The sequence below is a fragment of the Nonomuraea zeae genome (assembly GCF_005889725.1).
GTDB classification, from domain to species: Bacteria; Actinomycetota; Actinomycetes; order Streptosporangiales; family Streptosporangiaceae; genus Nonomuraea; species Nonomuraea zeae.
This window is the reverse complement of record NZ_VCKX01000265.1, coordinates 1-16,700: the sequence shown is the minus strand read 5'-3', so window position 1 is coordinate 16,700 and position 16,700 is coordinate 1. Positions and strand designations below refer to the sequence as shown.

Sequence of the window (16,700 nt, the reverse complement as noted above, 5' to 3'; positions counted from 1 at the left end):
CCCCCCTCCCGAAGGGCCTCCCACCCATCCTGGGCGCCGGCGCATGGGGCGAGTCGGATGCGGTGGAACGCGTCCTGAGCGCGGTCCCAGGCAGCGCCACCATCCATCACGACGGCCCAGGCCACACCCTCTACGGCAACAACAGCTGCGCCCGCGACCACATCAACAGCTACTTCACGGACCGTACGATGCCACCCCAGAAGACCAAGTGCTGAGCTAGGCGTTCCGTCCCGTGAGATCGAGCGCGCCCCAGCACCGTTCGCACAGCCCAGAGCGTTCCCAAGCACCACTTGCGCAACGCTGGGCGCGCTCCAGGAGCCACCCGTGCGGCACCGTACGTGTCCAGGCCCAAGCCACCCGCGCAACACCATACGCGACCAGCCCAAGCCACCCGCGCAGCACTGTATGTATCCGGGCCCACAAGAATCCGTGCAGCACCATGCATAACCGGGTCCAAGCCACCCGCGCAGCACCGTACGTAAGCGGCCCGGGCCACCCGTGCAGCACCGTACGCATCCGGGCCACAAGTACCCGTGCAGCACCGTGCGCGTCCGGGGGCAGGGGCCGCTTGTGCGGGCAGCGCCGGGCACGCCCCAGGCACCACCACTCCGGCTCCGCTGGGAGCGTCCCAAGAACAACTCGTGCAGCGCCGGGCCCAGGGGACCGCTAAGCCGGGGCCGTACCCAGCGGTGAGTGCCGGTGGTACCCGGCTCGGCAGACGCTCTGTGCTGACGAGACCAGAGTACATCAAGGTCGCATATTTGCAGCTTTAATAGTTCTAGTTGTAAGTTCTTTCCCATGAGCACCTATGAAGAGCGCTTGCGCCGGCCGTCGTCCATTCGTTCGTTCCAGCTTGGAGACCTGAAGCTCAGCTACGTGCCCGATGGAGCCGTCCAGCTCAAGCCGTACGGGTGGCTACCCGGCGCGACCGAGCAGGACTGGAAGGAAAACTCCGCCTACCTCGACGACGCGGGTGCCCTGGTCGCCGGCATCGGTGGCCTGCTGGTCGAGTACGGAGAGAGGGCCCTGCTGATCGACGCGGGAGTCGGTCCTGTGTCTGTGCCCGACGATCCGGAAAACCCGAAGATCGGGGCCATCCAGGGCGGCAATCTGCTCGACAGCCTTGCTGAGCTGGGCCGAAGCCCCGAGGAGATCGAAGCGGTGGCCATCACTCATCTGCACGTTGACCACATCGGCTGGGCCGCGTACCCCGTGCCTGCCGAGAACCAGCCCGCCCTCGGCGGCGAGCCCGCGCTCGCCAGTGCCGAATACCTGATCGCTGAGCCCGAATGGACGCAGCGTCATCTGGTCGTCGAGGCCGGTACGAGTGAGGAGGCGCTCGCCGCGATGGCTCCCCGTGTCCGCACGGTGCGCGAGGACGAGGAGATCTTCCCTGGTGTGCGGGTGATGCTGACTCCGGGACACACGGCCGGGCACGCCACCTACACGATCACGTCCGGTGGGCAACGGCTGCTCGCGTTCGGCGATGCCCTGCACTCCTCGGTCCAGATCCGCCACCCGGAGTGGTCGTCCGGAGCCGACCTGGACACGGCGGAATCGGCCGGGCATCGGCACCGGCTCGTCAAGGAACTGCTGCGTCCGGACACGTTCGGCTTCGGCATCCACTTCGCCGACGTCGCCTTCGGTCGCGTCGACGCCACCGCCGACGGTCCGACCTGGCGCCCCGTGGCTTAACGACCTGTCCCTGCCCCGCAGCCGAGCCCATGGCGAACACGCCGTACTGCGTCCGAGGCGGCAGGCGACCGATCCTGCTCCGATCCGCCCGCAGCAGGCACACCGTCACGCCGGTCCCACGCCGTAGGACCGACCCGCTCCCTAGGCCCGACCTGCGCCATGAGGTCAGTCTGTGCCATGGGTCGGCCTACGTCGCGGGATCGGCCTATGCGGTGGGAGCGGCCTGCAGCGCGGGACCGGCCCATGCGGTAGGAGCGGCCTATACGTGGGCGCGGCTCATGCCGTGGAGCTGGCCTGCATCGCGGGGCTGGCCCGCGCCATGAGACCGGCCTGCGCCATGGGAACCGCCTACATCGCGGGATCGGCCTATGCCGTGGAACCGGCCTGCGCCATGAGACACCGGCCTGCGTTGTGCGGCCGGTCTGTGAGCGTCCCTGTTCGACTGCTTATCGCGGGCACGCCGTCCCCACGGGATAGGCCGGTCTGCGATCCGGCGCTGCCTCGTTTTAGCGCGAGGGCCGTCCCACGGCGTAGACCGGCCGATAACCCCACCCGCTTGGCCGTTCATCGCGGGCCTCATTCCGACAATCCAGGACTGGCTGACGACCTGGCCTTTGCCCAACCGACCACGGCGGGCGCACCTCTCGCGTCAGAGGAGCGGCCGACGACTTGAGCCCGACTCTGCCCGAGCGGCCGAGAGCTGAGAGCCGAGCATGGATCGTCGGCCATCCCCCGACTCGGCCTGCTCAGCCTGCTCGGTCGGCCCGGACCACCCAGCTCGCCCAGCTCACTCGTTCCTGCTCAGCTCACCCAGCCAGCCAGGCTGGCTCGGCCGGCTCAGCTCGCTCAGGACCGGCTGGCGGTTGAGGTTCCGTGCCAGCTGGCCCACAGTGCGGCATACGAGCCCCCCTCCGCCACCAGCTCCTCATGCGCCCCCAGCTCGCTGATCCGCCCGTCCTCCACCACAGCCACCCGATCGGCATCATGTGCCGTATACAGCCGGTGCGCGATCGCGATCACCGTCCGCCCGTCCAGCACGGCGGCCAGCGACCGTTCCAGGTGCCTGGCCGCTCGCGGGTCGATGAGCGAGGTGGCCTCGTCCAGCACCAGGGTGTGCGGGTCGGCGAGCACCAGGCGGGCCAGGGCGAGCTGCTGTGCCTGCGCGGGCGAGACGGCGAGCCCACCGGAGCCCACCTCGGTCTCCAGTCCCGAAGGCAGCGCCTGCACCCACTCCAGTGCGTCCACCGCCCCGAGGGCCTTCAGCACGGCCGGGTCGTCGGCGTCGGGCCGGGCGATGAGCAGGTTGTCGCGTACGGTCCCCTTGAACACGTGGTGCTCCTGGGTGACCAGCGCGACGTGGCCCCGGAGGTCGTCCAGCGGCAGGTCCACGAGCGGCACCCCGCCAACCGTCACCGAGCCGGTACGCGGCCCGTGGATCCCGGCCAGCAACCGCCCCAGCGTCGACTTGCCGGCCCCCGAGGGACCGACCATGGCCAGCCGCTCGCCGGGCTGCACGGTCAGGGAGACGCCGTGCAGCACGTCCCGCCCCGGCCGGTACGCGTAGCGGACCTCCGACGCCTCCAGCAGCTCGCCGGCCGGGCGTGCGGCGGCGGCCACCCGGTCGTCGGGCACGTTGGCCACGCCGAGCAGCCGCGCCATGGCCGCCCCGCCCACCTGCAGCTCGTCGATCCACATCAGGAACCGGTCCAGCGGGTCGATGAGCTGCTGGGCGTAGAGGGTGGCGGTGGCCACCTGGGCCAGGGTCACCCAGCCGTTGGTGTAGAACAGGCCGCCGACCAGCAGCGCGCTCACCACGGGGATGACGTAGCCGAGCTCGACGGCGGGGTACCACCTGACGCGCAGGCCCAGGGTGTAGCGCTCGGCCGCGAAGGACTGTCCGATGTCGGCGTCGGTACGCGCCTGGCGGCGTGCCTGCAGTCCGAGCGCCTCCACGGCCCTGGCGCCCTCGACGGTCTCGGCGAGGCCCTCGGTCATGTCGGCGTAGGCGGCGTTCTCGCGGAGGTAGCCGTCGCGCGCCCGCTTCAGGTATCGCCGGGTCGAGATGTGGATCACCGGGCCGGCGATCAGCATCGGCAGCATGAGCAGCGGGCTGACCAGCAGCAGCGCGCCGATGGTGATCACGAAGGTGACCAGCGCGATCAGCGTCTCGGGCACCGCGTGCCGGACGGTGCGCGAGAGCGAGTCCACGTCACGGGACGTCCTGGTGATCAGGTCGCCGGACCCGGCCCGCTCGACGGTGGACAGCGGCAGCCCGAGCACCCGGTCCACGAACTCCTCGCGCAGCTCGGCCAGCACCTTCTCGCCGAGCTTGGCGGAGGCCAGCACGGCGTAGCGCACGAGCAGGCCCTGGAGCAGCAGGAACGCGCCGATGGCGGCGGCCACGACGGCCACGTTCACCTCGACGCCGTATTGGACGTCCTCCACCAGCCCGCCGAGCTGCCAGGGCACCGCCAGTCCGGCGACGGCGGCCAGCCCGTGCAGGGCGAGGGCGGTGGCGAGCCGGCGCGGGTATTTCAGCGTCAGCCGCCGGGCGTAGGCCCGCACCTGTTTCTGATCGGCGACCGGCAGGATTTCGCGGCTCATGAGTCAGTCCTCCCCGCGGGTCACGGTCGCGGCGTATTCGGGGGAGCTGTCGAGCAGCTCCCGATGAGCGCCCTCGGCGAGCACCCGCCCGCCCTCGACGTAGATCACGTGGTCGGTACGGTCGAGCACCAGCGGGCTGGTCGTGCAGATCAGCGTCGTCTTGCCGGCGCGGGCCTTGGCCAGTCGCTCGGCGATGCGGGCCTCGCTGTGGGCGTCCACGGCGCTGGTCGGCTCGACCAGGATGAGCACCTCCGGATCGGTCAGCAGCGCTCTGACCAGGCGCAGCCGCTGCTGCTGCCCGCCGGAGAACTCCCGCCCGGACTCGGCCACCTGCGCGTCGAGCCCGTCGGGCAGGGCCTCCACGATGTCGGTGGCGCAGGCCGCGTCCAGGGCCTGGCGTACCTGCTGGTCGGAGGCGCCGCCACCGACGTCGAGCTCGTCGCGCAGCCGGCCGGTGAACAGCCGGGCGCCGTTGTCGGCGACCAGGATCCGGGAACGGACCTCGGGCATGGCCAGCGTGGCGAGCTCGACGGCGCCGAAGGTGACGTCGCCCGCGGAGTAGCGGCCGAGCCGGTCGGCGATGGCGATGGCGTCCGACGGCGCGCTCGCGGCGACGGCGGTGAGCGAGCCGGGTTGTACGGTCACGCCGCTGTAGGAGTCGCGCAGCACCCCGCCCGGGCTGCTCGCGACGCCGCCGGTCATCTCGGGCTCGATGGACAGGATCCGGATCACGCGTCCGGCCGCCACGTGGCCCTTGGTGATCTTGTCGGCGGCCTCGGTGAGCGTGCGCATGGGGCCGATCAGGAACACCGCGTACAGGTAGAAGGCGACGAGCTGGCCGGTGGGGATGTCGCCGGCGACGGCGAAGGAGGCGCCGATGCCGGTGACGATCGCGATGAGCAGGCCGGGCAGCAGGATCTGGGCGCCTTCGAGCACCGACTCGACTCCGGCGACCCGCACCCCGGCCCGGCGCACGCGTTGCGACTCCTCGCGGTAGCGCTGGGCGAACACCTGCTCGCCGCCGATGCCGCGCAGCACGCGCAGCCCGGCCACGATGTCGGCGGCCCTGGTGGACAGCTCGCCGGTCAGCTCGCGTTGCTCGGCCTGCCGCCGGTGCATGGGCCGCAGCAGCGGCCCGACGGCGACGGCCATGAGCGGCACGCCGAACAGGACGAGCAGCCCCAGCGGCAGCGAGGTCGAGATGAGGATCACGGTGACGGTGACGATGGCCACGACCGAGCCGGTGCCGCGCAGCAGGATGTCCATGGAGCTGCCGATGTGGGCGATGTCGGAGTTGCCGACGCTGACGACCTCGCCGGTCGAGAGCCGCTTCGGCAGCGTGGCGCCCAGCCTGGTGGCCTGCCTGGTGGTCAGCTGCACGGTGCGGTAGGCGGCGGCCAGCCAGTTGAAGACGGCCATCCGGTGCCGCATGACCCCGGTGAACGCCTGCAGCAGCCCGAGCCCGAACAGGATCGACGCCCAGACCAGCAGCGCGCGCGTGTCCTTGGCGGTGACGGCCTCGATGCCCTTCCCGAGCACGGCCGGCATCAACGCCTGCACCAGCCACCACAGGGTGGCGTAGGTGATCCCGGCCAGCAGGGATGGCGCCTGCCGCCGCGCGTTCCACCACAGGAAACGCAGCGGGCTGCGGATGTCGGGCACGCCGGGATCGGCTTCAGGAAGGGAGCGCATAGCTCGACAACCTTGACAAGGTTCTTTCGGCCCGGCAAACCATTTTCCCGCGGGCCGCGCCGCGCGAGTGGAGAGTGATCATACGGACCGGAAGGCTCGCAGCGTGTACAGCAGCGCGACCAGCGCGGTCGCCGCGAGCAGCACGTACCCGATCGTGTACGCCCCGGTGGCGGTGTAGACGGCGCCCATCACGAGCGGCGGGAAATATCCGCCCAGCCCGCCGGCCGCCCCGACGAGCCCCGTCACCGTCCCGACCCTGGACGCCTCGACGAGCTTGGCCACCAACGCGAACACGCCGCCCGTCCCGAGTCCCAGGAAGAACGCCATCAGCACGAAGCTGACGCCGGCGGGCACCTCGACCGGCGGTTTGAGCGCCAGCACGAGCGCCATCACCACGGTGCCGCCGAGCGAGACGAGCAGCACCTTGACCGGCCCGATCCGGTCGGACAGCGTGCCGCCGAGCGGCCTGGACACCACGGCCGCGATGGAGAACCCGGCCGTGCGCAGCCCGGCGTCGGTCTGGACGTAGTGGTAGACGTTCTGCAGCAACGTCGGCAGGTAGGTGGAGAAGGCCACGAAGCCGCCGAAGGCCACCGCGTACAGGAAAGCGCACTGCCAGGTGGCCTTGATCTTCATGGCCGCCTTGATCCCGGGCAGCGCCGAGGTGGTCGCGGGCGACCAGGCCGGCGAGTTCCGGCTGCCGCCGATCATGATCACGCCCATCAGCGCCAGCACGGCCGCCATCAGCAGGTGCGCCGACGCCCGACCGAACTCCTCCACCAGGCGCGGCGTGAAGAACGCCGACAGCGCCGTGCCGCCCATCCCGGCCCCGAACACCCCGGTCGCGAACCCCCTGCGCGGCGCCTCGTACCAGGCGTTCACGAACGGGATGCCGACCGCGAACGACGTGCCGGGGATGCCCAGCAGGAACCCCCAGAACAGCAGCCAGCCATAGGAGTTCGACCAGCCGACGAACAGGACGGGCACGATCGACACGAAGCAGATGATCGCGAACATCCGCCGCCCGCCGAGCCGGTCGGTGAGCATGCCCACCGGGATCCGCCCCAGCGATCCGACCAGCACGGGGATCGCGACGAGCAACGATGTCTGCGTCGGCGACAGCGCGAGCTGCCGGCTGTAGCTGCCGGACAACGGCCCGATCAGGTTCCACGCCCAGAACGTCACCGCGAATGCCGCCGTGGCCAGACCCAGGTTTCGCACCTGACCTTTACGTAGCTCACCCATACACCCTGTGTAACAGAGGGTCACCTTCTGTGATGAAGTGGGGGTATGAGCGCCGAGGACGTCCTGCTGAAGACCGGCCGGTTCCTGCGCAGATCGGTCACGAGCGACGATCTGCGCACGGTCTACCTGACGGGCGGGCTCGAAGGGGACAGCTTCTACCGTGACCGGTGGAGCCACGACAAGGTGGTCCGCTCCACGCACGGCGTGAACTGCACGGGCTCGTGCTCGTGGAAGGTGTTCGTCAAGGACGGCATCATCACGTGGGAGACGCAGGAGACCGACTATCCGAGCGTCGGCCCCGACCGCCCCGAGTACGAGCCGCGCGGCTGCCCGCGCGGCGCCGCCTTCTCCTGGTACACCTACTCGCCGACCCGGATCCGCTTCCCGTACGCCAGGGGCGTCCTGGTCGAGATGTACGTGGAGGCGAAGAACCGGCTGGGCGACCCGGTGGCCGCCTGGGCTGAAATCACGACAAATCCCGAAAAGAGGGAGAAGTATCAGAGCGCCCGCGGTTGCGGCGGCCTCGTCCGCATCCCCTGGGACCTGGCCACCGAGATGATCGCCGCCGCCCACGTCCACACCATCAAGACGTACGGCCCCGACCGCGTCGCCGGCTTCTCCCCCATCCCCGCCATGTCGATGGTCTCCCACGCCGTCGGCGCCAGGTTCGTGTCGCTGATCGGCGGCACCATGCTCTCCTTCTACGACTGGTACGCCGACCTGCCGGTGGCCTCCCCCCAGGTGTTCGGCGACCAGACCGACGTGCCGGAGTCCGCCGACTGGTGGGACGCCGCGTACCTGATGATGTGGGGCTCGAACGTCCCCGTCACCCGCACCCCCGACGCCCACTGGATGGCCGAGGCCCGCTACCGGGGCCAGAAGGTCGTGGTGATCTCCCCCGACTACAACGACGCGGCCAAGTTCGCCGACGAGTTCCTGAGCGTGCGGCCGGGCACGGACGGCGCGCTGGCCATGGCCATGGGGCACGTGCTGCTGAAGGAGTTCTTCGTCGAGCGCGAGACGCCCTACTTCACCGGCTACGTCAAACGCTTCACCGACCTGCCCTTCCTGGTCCGGCTGAACGAGCACGAGGGCGCGTACGTGCCCGGCAGGTTCCTCACCGCGAAGGATCTCGGCTCGCAGGAGGAGGCGGCCGAGTGGAAGACCGTCCTCATGTCACCGGACGGCGAGCCGGTGGTGCCGAACGGCTCGGTCGGCTTCCGCTGGACCGACTCGGGCGAGGGCCGCTGGAACCTGAGCCTCGACGTCGACCCCGCACTCACGCTGTACGGCGGCGAGACGGCCGAGCTGCTGCTGCCCCGCTTCGACGGAGACGGCGGCGGTGACGGCGGCGGTGACGGCGGCGGTGACGGCGGCGGGGACAGCGGCGGGGACAGCGGCGGATTCGTGCGCAGGGGCGTCCCCGTCAGGCGTGTCGGCGGGCACCTGGTGACCACGGTGTTCGACCTCCTTCTGGCCCAATACGGAGTCGGCCGCCCGGGGCTGCCCGGGGTCTGGCCGGCCGGCTACGACGACGCGGCGCAGCCGTACACGCCGGCCTGGCAGGAGCCGATCACGAGCGTGCCCGCGCAACGGGCCGTGAAGATCGTCAGGGAGTTCGCCAGGACGGCCGAGGCCACCGAGGGCCGCTGCATGCTCATCCTCGGCGCGGGCACCACGCAGTGGTTCCACGGCGACACGATCTACCGCGCGTTCCTGACCCTCCTCATGCTGACCGGCTGCCAGGGCCGCAACGGCGGCGGCTGGGCGCACTACGTGGGCCAGGAGAAGTGCCGCCCGCAGACCGGGTGGGCGGTGCTGGCGGGCGCGCTGGACTGGTCGAGGCCGCCGCGGCAGGTGCCGGGCACGGCGTACTGGTACCTGCACACCGACCAGTGGCGCTACGACCGCTTCGACGCGAGCGAGCTGACCTCGCCGCTCGCACCGGGCGCGTTCCGCGGCAAGCACACCGTCGACCTGGTGACCGAGGCCGTCAGGAACGGCTGGCTGCCGATGTCCCCGGCCTTCGACCGCAACCCGCTGGAGCTCGGCGACGCCGACGACCCGATCGCCTTCACCCGCGAGGAGCTCGCCGCGGGCCGGCTCCACCACGCCATCGAGCACCCCGACGACCCGCGCAACTGGCCGCGGGTGCTGACGCTGTGGCGCTCGAACCTGTTCGGCTCCTCCGCCAAGGGCAACGAGTATTTCCTGCACCACCTGCTCGGCGCCACGTCCAACCTGGAGCACCCGGACGAGCGGGCGCCGAAGGGCAAGCTGGACCTGCTGGTGACGCTCGACTTCAGGATGACGTCCTCGACGGTCTTCTCCGACATCGTCCTGCCGGCCGCCACCTGGTACGAGAAGTACGACCTGTCGTCCACGGACATGCACCCGTTCGTGCACGCGTTCAACCCGGCGATCACCTCGCCCTGGGAGACGAAGACCGACTTCGCCGCCTTCCACGCCATCGCCGGCGCCTTCAGCCTCCTGGCCAAGGAACACCTGGGCGTGCGCAAGGACGTGGTCGCGGTCGCGTCCCAGCACGACACCCCGACCGAGATCGCCGGCCCCGGCGGGCAGCTCGGGCTCAAGGTGGTCGAGCGCGACTTCGGCGCGGTGGCGGAGAAGCTGGCGGCGCTGGGACCGCTCACGGAGCAGCTGGGCCTGTCGGTCAAGGGCATCACGTTCATGCCCGACGAGGAGGTCGCCTGGCTGGGCGAGCGCTGCGGCCTGGTGCCGCGCGGCGTGGCCAAGGGCCGGCCGGAGCTGGACACCGACGCCAAGGCCTGCGAGACGATCCTCGCGCTGTCGGGCGTCAGCAACGGCCGCCTGGCCGTGCAGGGCTTCCGGCAGCTGGCCCAGCGCACGGGCATGAGCTTCGACGGGCTCGCGCACGAGGGCCACCGCATCGTCTTCTCCGACACCCAGGCCAGGCCCGTCCAGGTCGGGGCCAGCCCCGAGTGGTCCGGCAAGGAGGCCTACAACCGCCGCTACTCGCCGTTCACCGTCAATGTCGAGAACGGCAAGCCCTGGCACACGCTCACCGGGCGCATGCACTTCTTCCTCGACCACGACTGGATGCACGAGTACGGCGAGGCGCTCCCGATCTACCGCCCCCCGCTGGACCTGGCCGCGCTGTACGGCGAGAGCGGCAACCTGCGCTATCTGACCCCGCACAGCAAGTGGTCGATCCACTCCGAGTACCAGGACAACCTGCTCATGCTGTCCCTGTCGAGAGGCGGCCCGACGATCTGGATGTCCACCGAGGACGCCGCCGCCATCGGCGTGGCGGACAACGACTGGATCGAGGCGGTCAACCGCAACGGCGTGGTCGTGGCCAGGGCCGTCGTCTCCCACCGGATGCCGCGGGGCACGGTCTACATGCACCACGCCCAGGACCGCCTGATCGACGTGCCGAAGTCGGAGGCGACCGGCCGCAGGGGCGGCATCCACAACGCGCTGACCAGGGTGCTCATCAAGCCCACCCATCTGATCGGCGGCCACGCCCAGCTCTCGTACGGCTTCAACTACTTCGGGCCCACGGGCAACCAGCGCGACGAGATCACCACCATCCGCCGCAGGTCCCAGGAGGTGGACTACTGATGCGAATCATGGCCCAGATCGCCATGGTGATGAACCTGGACAAGTGCATCGGCTGCCATACGTGCTCGGTCACCTGCAAGCAGACCTGGACCAACCGGCCCGGCGTCGAGTACGTCTGGTTCAACAACGTCGAGACCCGCCCCGGGCAGGGCTACCCCCGGCGCTACGAGGACCAGGAGCGCTGGCGCGGCGGCTGGACCCGCACCCGCCGGGGCAAGCTGAAGCCCCGTGCCGGGGGCCGGTTCCGCAAGCTGGCCACCATCTTCGCCAACCCGCTGATGCCCTCGATCCAGGACTACTACGAGCCGTGGACCTACGACTACGAGCACCTCACCAACGCCCCGCTCTCCGATGACGTCCCCGTCGCGCCGCCCAGGTCGCTGATCAGCAACCGGCCGATGAAGATCCGCTGGAGCGCCAACTGGGACGACAACCTCGGCGGCGACGTCCGGCCCGACCCCGTGCTGAGCAAGATGTCGGAGCAGGTCACGCTGGACTTCGAGCAGGCGTTCATGTTCTACCTGCCGCGCATCTGCGAGCACTGCCTCAACCCGTCCTGCGTGGCCTCCTGCCCGTCCGGCGCGATGTACAAGCGGGCCGAGGACGGCATCGTGCTCGTCGACCAGGATCGATGCCGCGGCTGGCGGATGTGCGTGACGGGCTGCCCGTACAAGAAGGTGTATTTCAACCACAAGACCGGCAAAGCGGAGAAGTGCACGTTCTGCTATCCCCGGGTGGAGGTGGGGCTGCCGACGGTCTGCTCGGAGACCTGCGTCGGCCGGCTGCGCTACCTCGGCGTCCTGCTCTACGACGCCGACCGCGTGACGGAGGCGGCCTCGGCCGCCGACGAGCGCGACCTGTACGAGGCCCAGCTGGACCTCTTCATCGACCCCGAGGACCCGGTGGTGGCCACCGCGGGGCTGCCACCCGACTGGGTGGAGGCCGCCCGCCGGTCCCCCGTCTACCAGTTGATCAAGAAATATCGGATAGCGCTCCCGCTGCACCCGGAATACCGGACGTTGCCCATGGTCTGGTACGTCCCGCCGCTCTCCCCCGTCGTGGACGCCCTGGCCGGCAGCGGGCGCGACGGCGAGGACGCGGACAACCTGTTCGCCGCCATCGAGTCGCTGCGCATCCCCATCGGCTACCTGGCCGAGCTGTTCACGGCGGGGGATCCGGCGCCCGTGACCGCCGCGCTGCGCCGCCTGGCCGCGATGCGCTCGTACATGCGCGCGGTCAACCTGGGCGAGCCGCCGGTCCTGGCGGACGCGGGGATGACGGACGAGGACGTGCAGGCTCTGTACCGGCTGCTGGCGCTGGCCAAGTACGAGGAGCGCTACGTGATCCCGACGGCGTTCGGCAATGCGCCCGGCGTCGTGGAGGAGGCCGGTTGCAGCCTCGACTACGACGGCGGGCCCGGCATGCAGGGGCCGTTCGGCGAGGCGTCCGGCCGTCCCGTCCCGGTCTCGATCGAGAGCTTCCACGGCCTGAAACAGCGCCAGACCAGCGACGAGATCACCCGCGACCGGGTGAACCTGCTCAACTGGGACGGCCGGGGCACCCCCGCGGGCCTGTTCCCGCCCAAGAAGGGAAATTCATGACCGCCGGTCGTGCCGTGAACCTGGCCGTGATCTGGCAGGCCGCCGCGCATCTGCTCGCCTACCCGGACGAGCGCTTCTGGCGTCGCCTGCCGCTCATCAAGGAGGCCGCGGAGCCGCACTACGGCCCGTTCCTGTCCCGGGTCGCCGCGCTCGGCCCCGGCGAGCTGGCCGCGCACTACGTCGAGACGTTCGACCTGCAACGGCGCTGCTGCCTCTACCTGACCTACTACACCGACGGCGACACGCGCCGGCGCGGCCTGTCGCTGGCCGCGCTGAAGGCCCGCTACCGCACGGCGGGCTGGGAGCTGATGGAGGACGAGCTGCCCGACTACCTGCCGGTGATGCTGGAGTTCGCCGCGCTCGACCCGTCGGGTCAGGCGCTGCTCGAAGAGCATCGGGCGGGGCTGGAGCTGCTGCTGGCCGCCCTGGCCGAGCGCGACTCGCCGTACGAGCTGGTGATCGGCACGGTGTGCGCGGCCCTGCCGCCGGCCACCGCCGCCCAGCGCGAGGCCGTCATGAAACTGGCCGCCGGCGGCCCGCCCGCCGAGACCGTGGGAGGTTACCTGTGACCTGGGCAGAGAGCATGCTCTGGGTGGTCGCGCCCTACGTCACCCTGGTGTTCCTGGTGGGCGGGCTGATCTGGCGCTACCGGTACGACAAGTTCGGCTGGACCACCCGCTCGTCCCAGCTCTACGAGAGCCCGCTGCTGCGGGTGGCCAGCCCGCTGTTCCACTACGGCCTGCTGTTCGTGATCGTCGGCCACGTGACCGGCCTGCTCATCCCGGTGAGCTGGACCGACGCGATCGGCGTGTCCAATGACGCCTACCACACGAACGCGCTCATCTGGGGCGGCCTCGCGGGCCTGGCCACGCTCGTGGCGCTGGGCCTGCTGATCTACCGCCGCCGCACCAACGGCCCCGTGTTCCTGGCGACCACGACCAACGACAAGGCGATGTACGTGGTGCTGGGCGCGGCCATCCTGGCCGGCGTGGTGACCACGGTCGCCGGGTTCGTGCCCAGCGAGATCAGCTACCGGACCACGGTCGCCCCCTGGTTCCGCGGCATCTTCGTGCTGCGGCCGGACGCCGAGGCGATGGGCCGGGCGAGCAGTCTTTACAAGGTGCACACTCTCATCGGGATGGCACTGTTCGTACTCTTCCCGTTCAGCCGCCTGGTGCACGCGCTTTCAGCCCCAGTGGGCTATTTGTTCCGTCCTTACATCGTGTATCGGAGCCGTCCTCGATAGCGTGCCGAGGTGCCCGGCAGGGGCGGGAGTACGCCAGAATCGACCCTTGTGAAGCACGGGTACACCAACAGCACGGTCGGCGACGGCGCCCTCGTGGTCAAGTGTTACGAAGGTCCGGAGGCGGCGTTCAGGCTGAGCACCGAGAGCAGATATCTGCGCCGGCTGCGCGGCCGGCTGCCGGTCCCCCGCGTTCACCAGGTCACCTCGACGAGCCTGACCACCCGCTTCGTCTCCGGCTCCCACGGCCAGGACCTCCTCGACGAGGGCCGCGCGGTGGAGGTGCTCACCGAGTGCGGCCGCATCCTGGCCCGCATCCACCGGCTGGGGATCGTCCACGGCGACTACGGCCCCCAGAACATGCTGTTCCACCCGGCCACGTTCGAGACGACCGCGATCCTCGACTGGGAGTGGGCCCATCCCGGCCGCCCGATCGAGGACCTCGCCTGGTGCGAGTGGATCGTCCGCAGCCACCACCCCGAGCACGTGCCGCTGCTGCCGCACTTCTTCGCCGCGTACGGAGGCGAGGTGCCCCCGTGGCCGGAGCGCCAGGCGGCGATGACGGCGCGCTGCAAGAGCCTGATCGACTTCTGCGCCCGCTGGGAGCCGGGCGGGGGCGGCGAGCAGCTCTGGCACGACCGCCTCGCCACCACGGCCGCCTGGGCCGAATAGCCCGCCGATCTCCACGCCCGCCAACCTATCGGGCCGCCCCTTCCAGCCCGGCCAGCTCGGCCAGCTCCGCGGCGTGCTCGCGCTGCATCGCCGCCGCCAGCTCCCGCACCTCGCGATCGCCGCCCGCGGTCTGCTCCCCCTTGGCCACCAGCACGAGCTGATCCAGGTACGCCCGCAGCAGCGTGACGAACCGCCGGTCGAAGGCGTCGTCCCGCAGGTCGCTGAGCGCGCGCAGGTCGTCGGCGGTGGGCATGCCCGGCATGTCGTGCTGGGTGTGCGGGTTCTCCCCGCTGACGCGCGCCTGGGCGAGCAGCGCGCGCAGCCGGTCGCGGCCGCTCTCGTGCCGCTCGCCCAGCCGTACGGCCAGCTCGGCCAGCGGCCGGCCGGCCGCGCGATCGGGGGCCAGCTCCAGCAGCGGCAGCGCGCGAGCGTGCAGCGCCTCGGCCAGTTGCAGCCAGGCCACGTCGGTGGCGCTGTAGCGCGGGTTGGGTTGCGCCGCGGCATGATGCCCGCTCGGCTGCGGGGCGGCGTGCTGCCCGGCGGCGTGCTGCCCGCTCGGCTGCCCGGCGGCGGAGCAGCCGGCGAGGAGGAGCAGGAGGAGAACGGCGAGGATCCGTGGCACGCGCGGCTCCCTGGAGGGTGTCGGGTCCGGGCGGGGATCGCCCGCCCGGACAGGGACATCGTTACGACGGGCGCCCGTCGGCGCCGCACTTGATGATCGGCCGGATGCAGTCACGCACCCGGCGGTCCATCTCGGCGACCGGCCAGGCGTTGAAGAAGTCGCCGTGCATCGTGAACCCGCCGCCCGACGCCAGCCGGAAGTGCGACGGGTCTCCGCTCACCGGATAGCGGATCACCTGGCGCAGCTTCGGCACGGGCACGGGGTGGCTGCTGGGGCACGCGCCCGCCACCGGGTAGGCCATGTGGCTCTTGTGGTCCGCGGAGTCCAGGTCCCGCCCGTTCCAGCACTGCGGGAAGTCCAGGTACGACTCCAGCATCGTCCCCGACGGGCAGTTCACGAAGTCCTTGGACGCGCCCACGTGCCCGGCGTGCAGGCACGACCACCGGGAGATCGTCGAGGCGTCGGGCCCGGTCGCCTTGGCGTTGCCCGCCACGATCCGCAGGCCCAGCGGCAGCGACTGGATCCGGGCGATGATGTCGTCACGCACCCCTTCGCCCAGGTAGTAGAAGGTGACGATGGCCGGCTCCACCGCGACGCCGTCCCGGTAGAGGGTCGGCACCCAGTACGACGACTTGTCGACGGCCGGGTTGCAGTTGGTGGCGCCGTTCTGGAGGTCGGCCAGGTTCGTGTACGCGTTCGTGACCCGGCTGCCGAAGAAGCTGTGCATGTGAGAGGCGCCCGGCAGCCCGGGGAAGACGATCGGGTCGTCGGGCAGGCGGTGGCTGAACGGGCAGTCGGCGAGGAACTCCGCCACCCGTACGACCTGGGCGTCCGCCGGTCGCGGAGCGACGGCGAACATGCCGAGCAGCACGGATAAGAGCGCGAGCAGTCGTGAGGCGAACATGGCGGCTCCCTTCGTGATCATTGGTAGACCCGCACGTAGTCGACGAGCATCCGGGCCGGGAACGGCGTGGTCGCGTCGGGCGGCCCCGGCCAGTCACCGCCGACCGCGAGGTTGAGGATGAGATAGAACGGGTGGTCGAAGATCCAGGGGCCGCGCGTCTGCTCCACCTGGTCCTTGCTGATCGTGAACACCGTCCGGCCGTCCAGCGTGTAGACGATGCCCTTGCTGTCCCAGTTGGCGGCCCAGACGTGGAAGTCGTCGGAGTAGTCTGCGCCGCCCGGCAGGGTGTAGGGCGAGCCCACGCCGCCGCCGCCGTTGTACGCGGGCGCGTGGACGGTCGAGTAGGACGTCTTCACGTCCTTGCCGAGGACCTCCATGATGTCGACCTCGCCGTTGTACGGCCACGGCCGCCCGGTCAGGAAGTCGGCCCCCATCATCCAGAACGCCGGCCAGAACCCGTTGCCCTTGGGCACCTTGATCCGGGCCTCGACCCGGCCGTAGGTGAAGTGGAACTTCGTGCCGGTGTTCATCCTGGCCGAGGTGTACTGGCAGGTGCCGCTGCCGGTCAGCGGATCCGTCGGGCACGCCGAGCCCGGCGTGGCCTGCTTGCGCGCCTCCATGACCAGATGTCCCTGGCCGTCCATGGAGGCGTTGTCATGGTTGGTGTAGTACTCCAGCTCGTTGTTCGGCCCGGTGCCCGGGTCGGCCCGCCACTTGGCGGCGTCGGGCTTGGTGCCGGCCGCGCTGTTGAACTCGTCGCTCCACACCAGGGCCGGCGGGTTGGCCGGGTCCTTCGGCTGTCTCTTATACACCTCT

At 70.5% G+C, this 16,700-nt stretch carries 13 protein-coding genes; 7 read left to right on the top strand and 6 right to left on the bottom strand.

Going from position 1 to position 16,700, the window contains the following annotated elements; genetic code table 11:
* Both ETD85_RS48685 and ETD85_RS48680 read left to right on the top strand, forming a co-directional pair.
* On the top strand, nt 1-215 hold a 215-nt coding region (locus ETD85_RS48685; RefSeq protein ID WP_138696664.1), incomplete at its 5' end, for an alpha/beta hydrolase.
* 604 nt (nt 216-819) lie between these two features.
* Nucleotides 820-1,695, top strand: coding sequence for an MBL fold metallo-hydrolase (locus tag ETD85_RS48680; RefSeq protein ID WP_240779929.1), 876 nt, complete (start codon nt 820-822; stop codon nt 1,693-1,695).
* A gap of 846 nt (nt 1,696-2,541) precedes the next feature.
* On the opposite strand, the gene ETD85_RS48675 is transcribed toward ETD85_RS48680, so the two are convergent.
* The 3 genes from ETD85_RS48675 to ETD85_RS48665 form a co-directional block, all read right to left on the bottom strand.
* A complete protein-coding gene (locus ETD85_RS48675; RefSeq protein WP_138696662.1) occupies nt 2,542-4,299 on the bottom strand; it encodes an ABC transporter ATP-binding protein in 1,758 nt (585 codons plus the stop codon).
* Between the two features lie 3 nt (nt 4,300-4,302).
* On the bottom strand, nt 4,303-5,991 hold the full coding sequence (locus tag ETD85_RS48670; protein ID WP_138696661.1) for an ABC transporter ATP-binding protein: 1,689 nt from the start codon (nt 5,989-5,991) through the stop codon (nt 4,303-4,305).
* Between the two features lie 78 nt (nt 5,992-6,069).
* On the bottom strand, nt 6,070-7,236 hold the full coding sequence (locus tag ETD85_RS48665) for an MFS transporter (protein ID WP_138696660.1): 1,167 nt from the start codon (nt 7,234-7,236) through the stop codon (nt 6,070-6,072).
* Between the two features lie 45 nt (nt 7,237-7,281).
* Between ETD85_RS48665 and ETD85_RS48660 the strand changes: the two genes are divergently transcribed.
* The 5 genes from ETD85_RS48660 to ETD85_RS48640 are packed head-to-tail and all read left to right on the top strand — an operon-like array spanning nt 7,282 to nt 14,358.
* Nucleotides 7,282-10,842 (top strand): nitrate reductase subunit alpha, encoded by a 3,561-nt coding sequence (locus tag ETD85_RS48660; RefSeq protein WP_138696659.1) that lies wholly within the window; start codon nt 7,282-7,284, stop codon nt 10,840-10,842.
* Nucleotides 10,842-12,443: a nitrate reductase subunit beta gene (narH, locus tag ETD85_RS48655; protein WP_138696658.1), complete on the top strand. Its 1,602-nt coding sequence runs from the start codon at nt 10,842-10,844 to the stop codon at nt 12,441-12,443. The genes ETD85_RS48660 and narH overlap by 1 nt, the downstream gene beginning before the upstream one ends.
* Nucleotides 12,440-13,012 carry a nitrate reductase molybdenum cofactor assembly chaperone gene (gene narJ / locus ETD85_RS48650; protein WP_170247251.1) on the top strand — a complete coding sequence of 191 codons (573 nt, stop codon included), beginning with the start codon at nt 12,440-12,442 and terminating at the stop codon, nt 13,010-13,012. The genes narH and narJ overlap by 4 nt, the downstream gene beginning before the upstream one ends.
* Before the next feature lie 14 nt (nt 13,013-13,026).
* The gene (narI, locus tag ETD85_RS48645; RefSeq protein WP_138696665.1) at nt 13,027-13,689 is read left to right on the top strand and encodes a respiratory nitrate reductase subunit gamma; all 663 of its coding nucleotides are present in this window, start codon (nt 13,027-13,029) and stop codon (nt 13,687-13,689) included.
* 48 nt (nt 13,690-13,737) lie between these two features.
* A complete protein-coding gene (locus ETD85_RS48640) occupies nt 13,738-14,358 on the top strand; it encodes a phosphotransferase (protein ID WP_138696657.1) in 621 nt (206 codons plus the stop codon).
* 25 nt (nt 14,359-14,383) lie between these two features.
* On the opposite strand, the gene ETD85_RS48635 is transcribed toward ETD85_RS48640, so the two are convergent.
* From ETD85_RS48635 to ETD85_RS48625, 3 genes are all read right to left on the bottom strand, one after another.
* On the bottom strand, nt 14,384-14,980 hold the full coding sequence (locus ETD85_RS48635; protein ID WP_170247250.1) for a DUF305 domain-containing protein: 597 nt from the start codon (nt 14,978-14,980) through the stop codon (nt 14,384-14,386).
* A 61-nt stretch (nt 14,981-15,041) separates the two neighbouring features.
* Nucleotides 15,042-15,884, bottom strand: a complete 843-nt coding sequence (locus tag ETD85_RS48630) for a DUF1996 domain-containing protein (protein ID WP_240779927.1) — start codon at nt 15,882-15,884, stop codon at nt 15,042-15,044.
* A 17-nt stretch (nt 15,885-15,901) separates the two neighbouring features.
* On the bottom strand, nt 15,902-16,700 hold a 799-nt coding region (locus ETD85_RS48625), incomplete at its 5' end, for a glycoside hydrolase family 16 protein (RefSeq protein ID WP_138696654.1).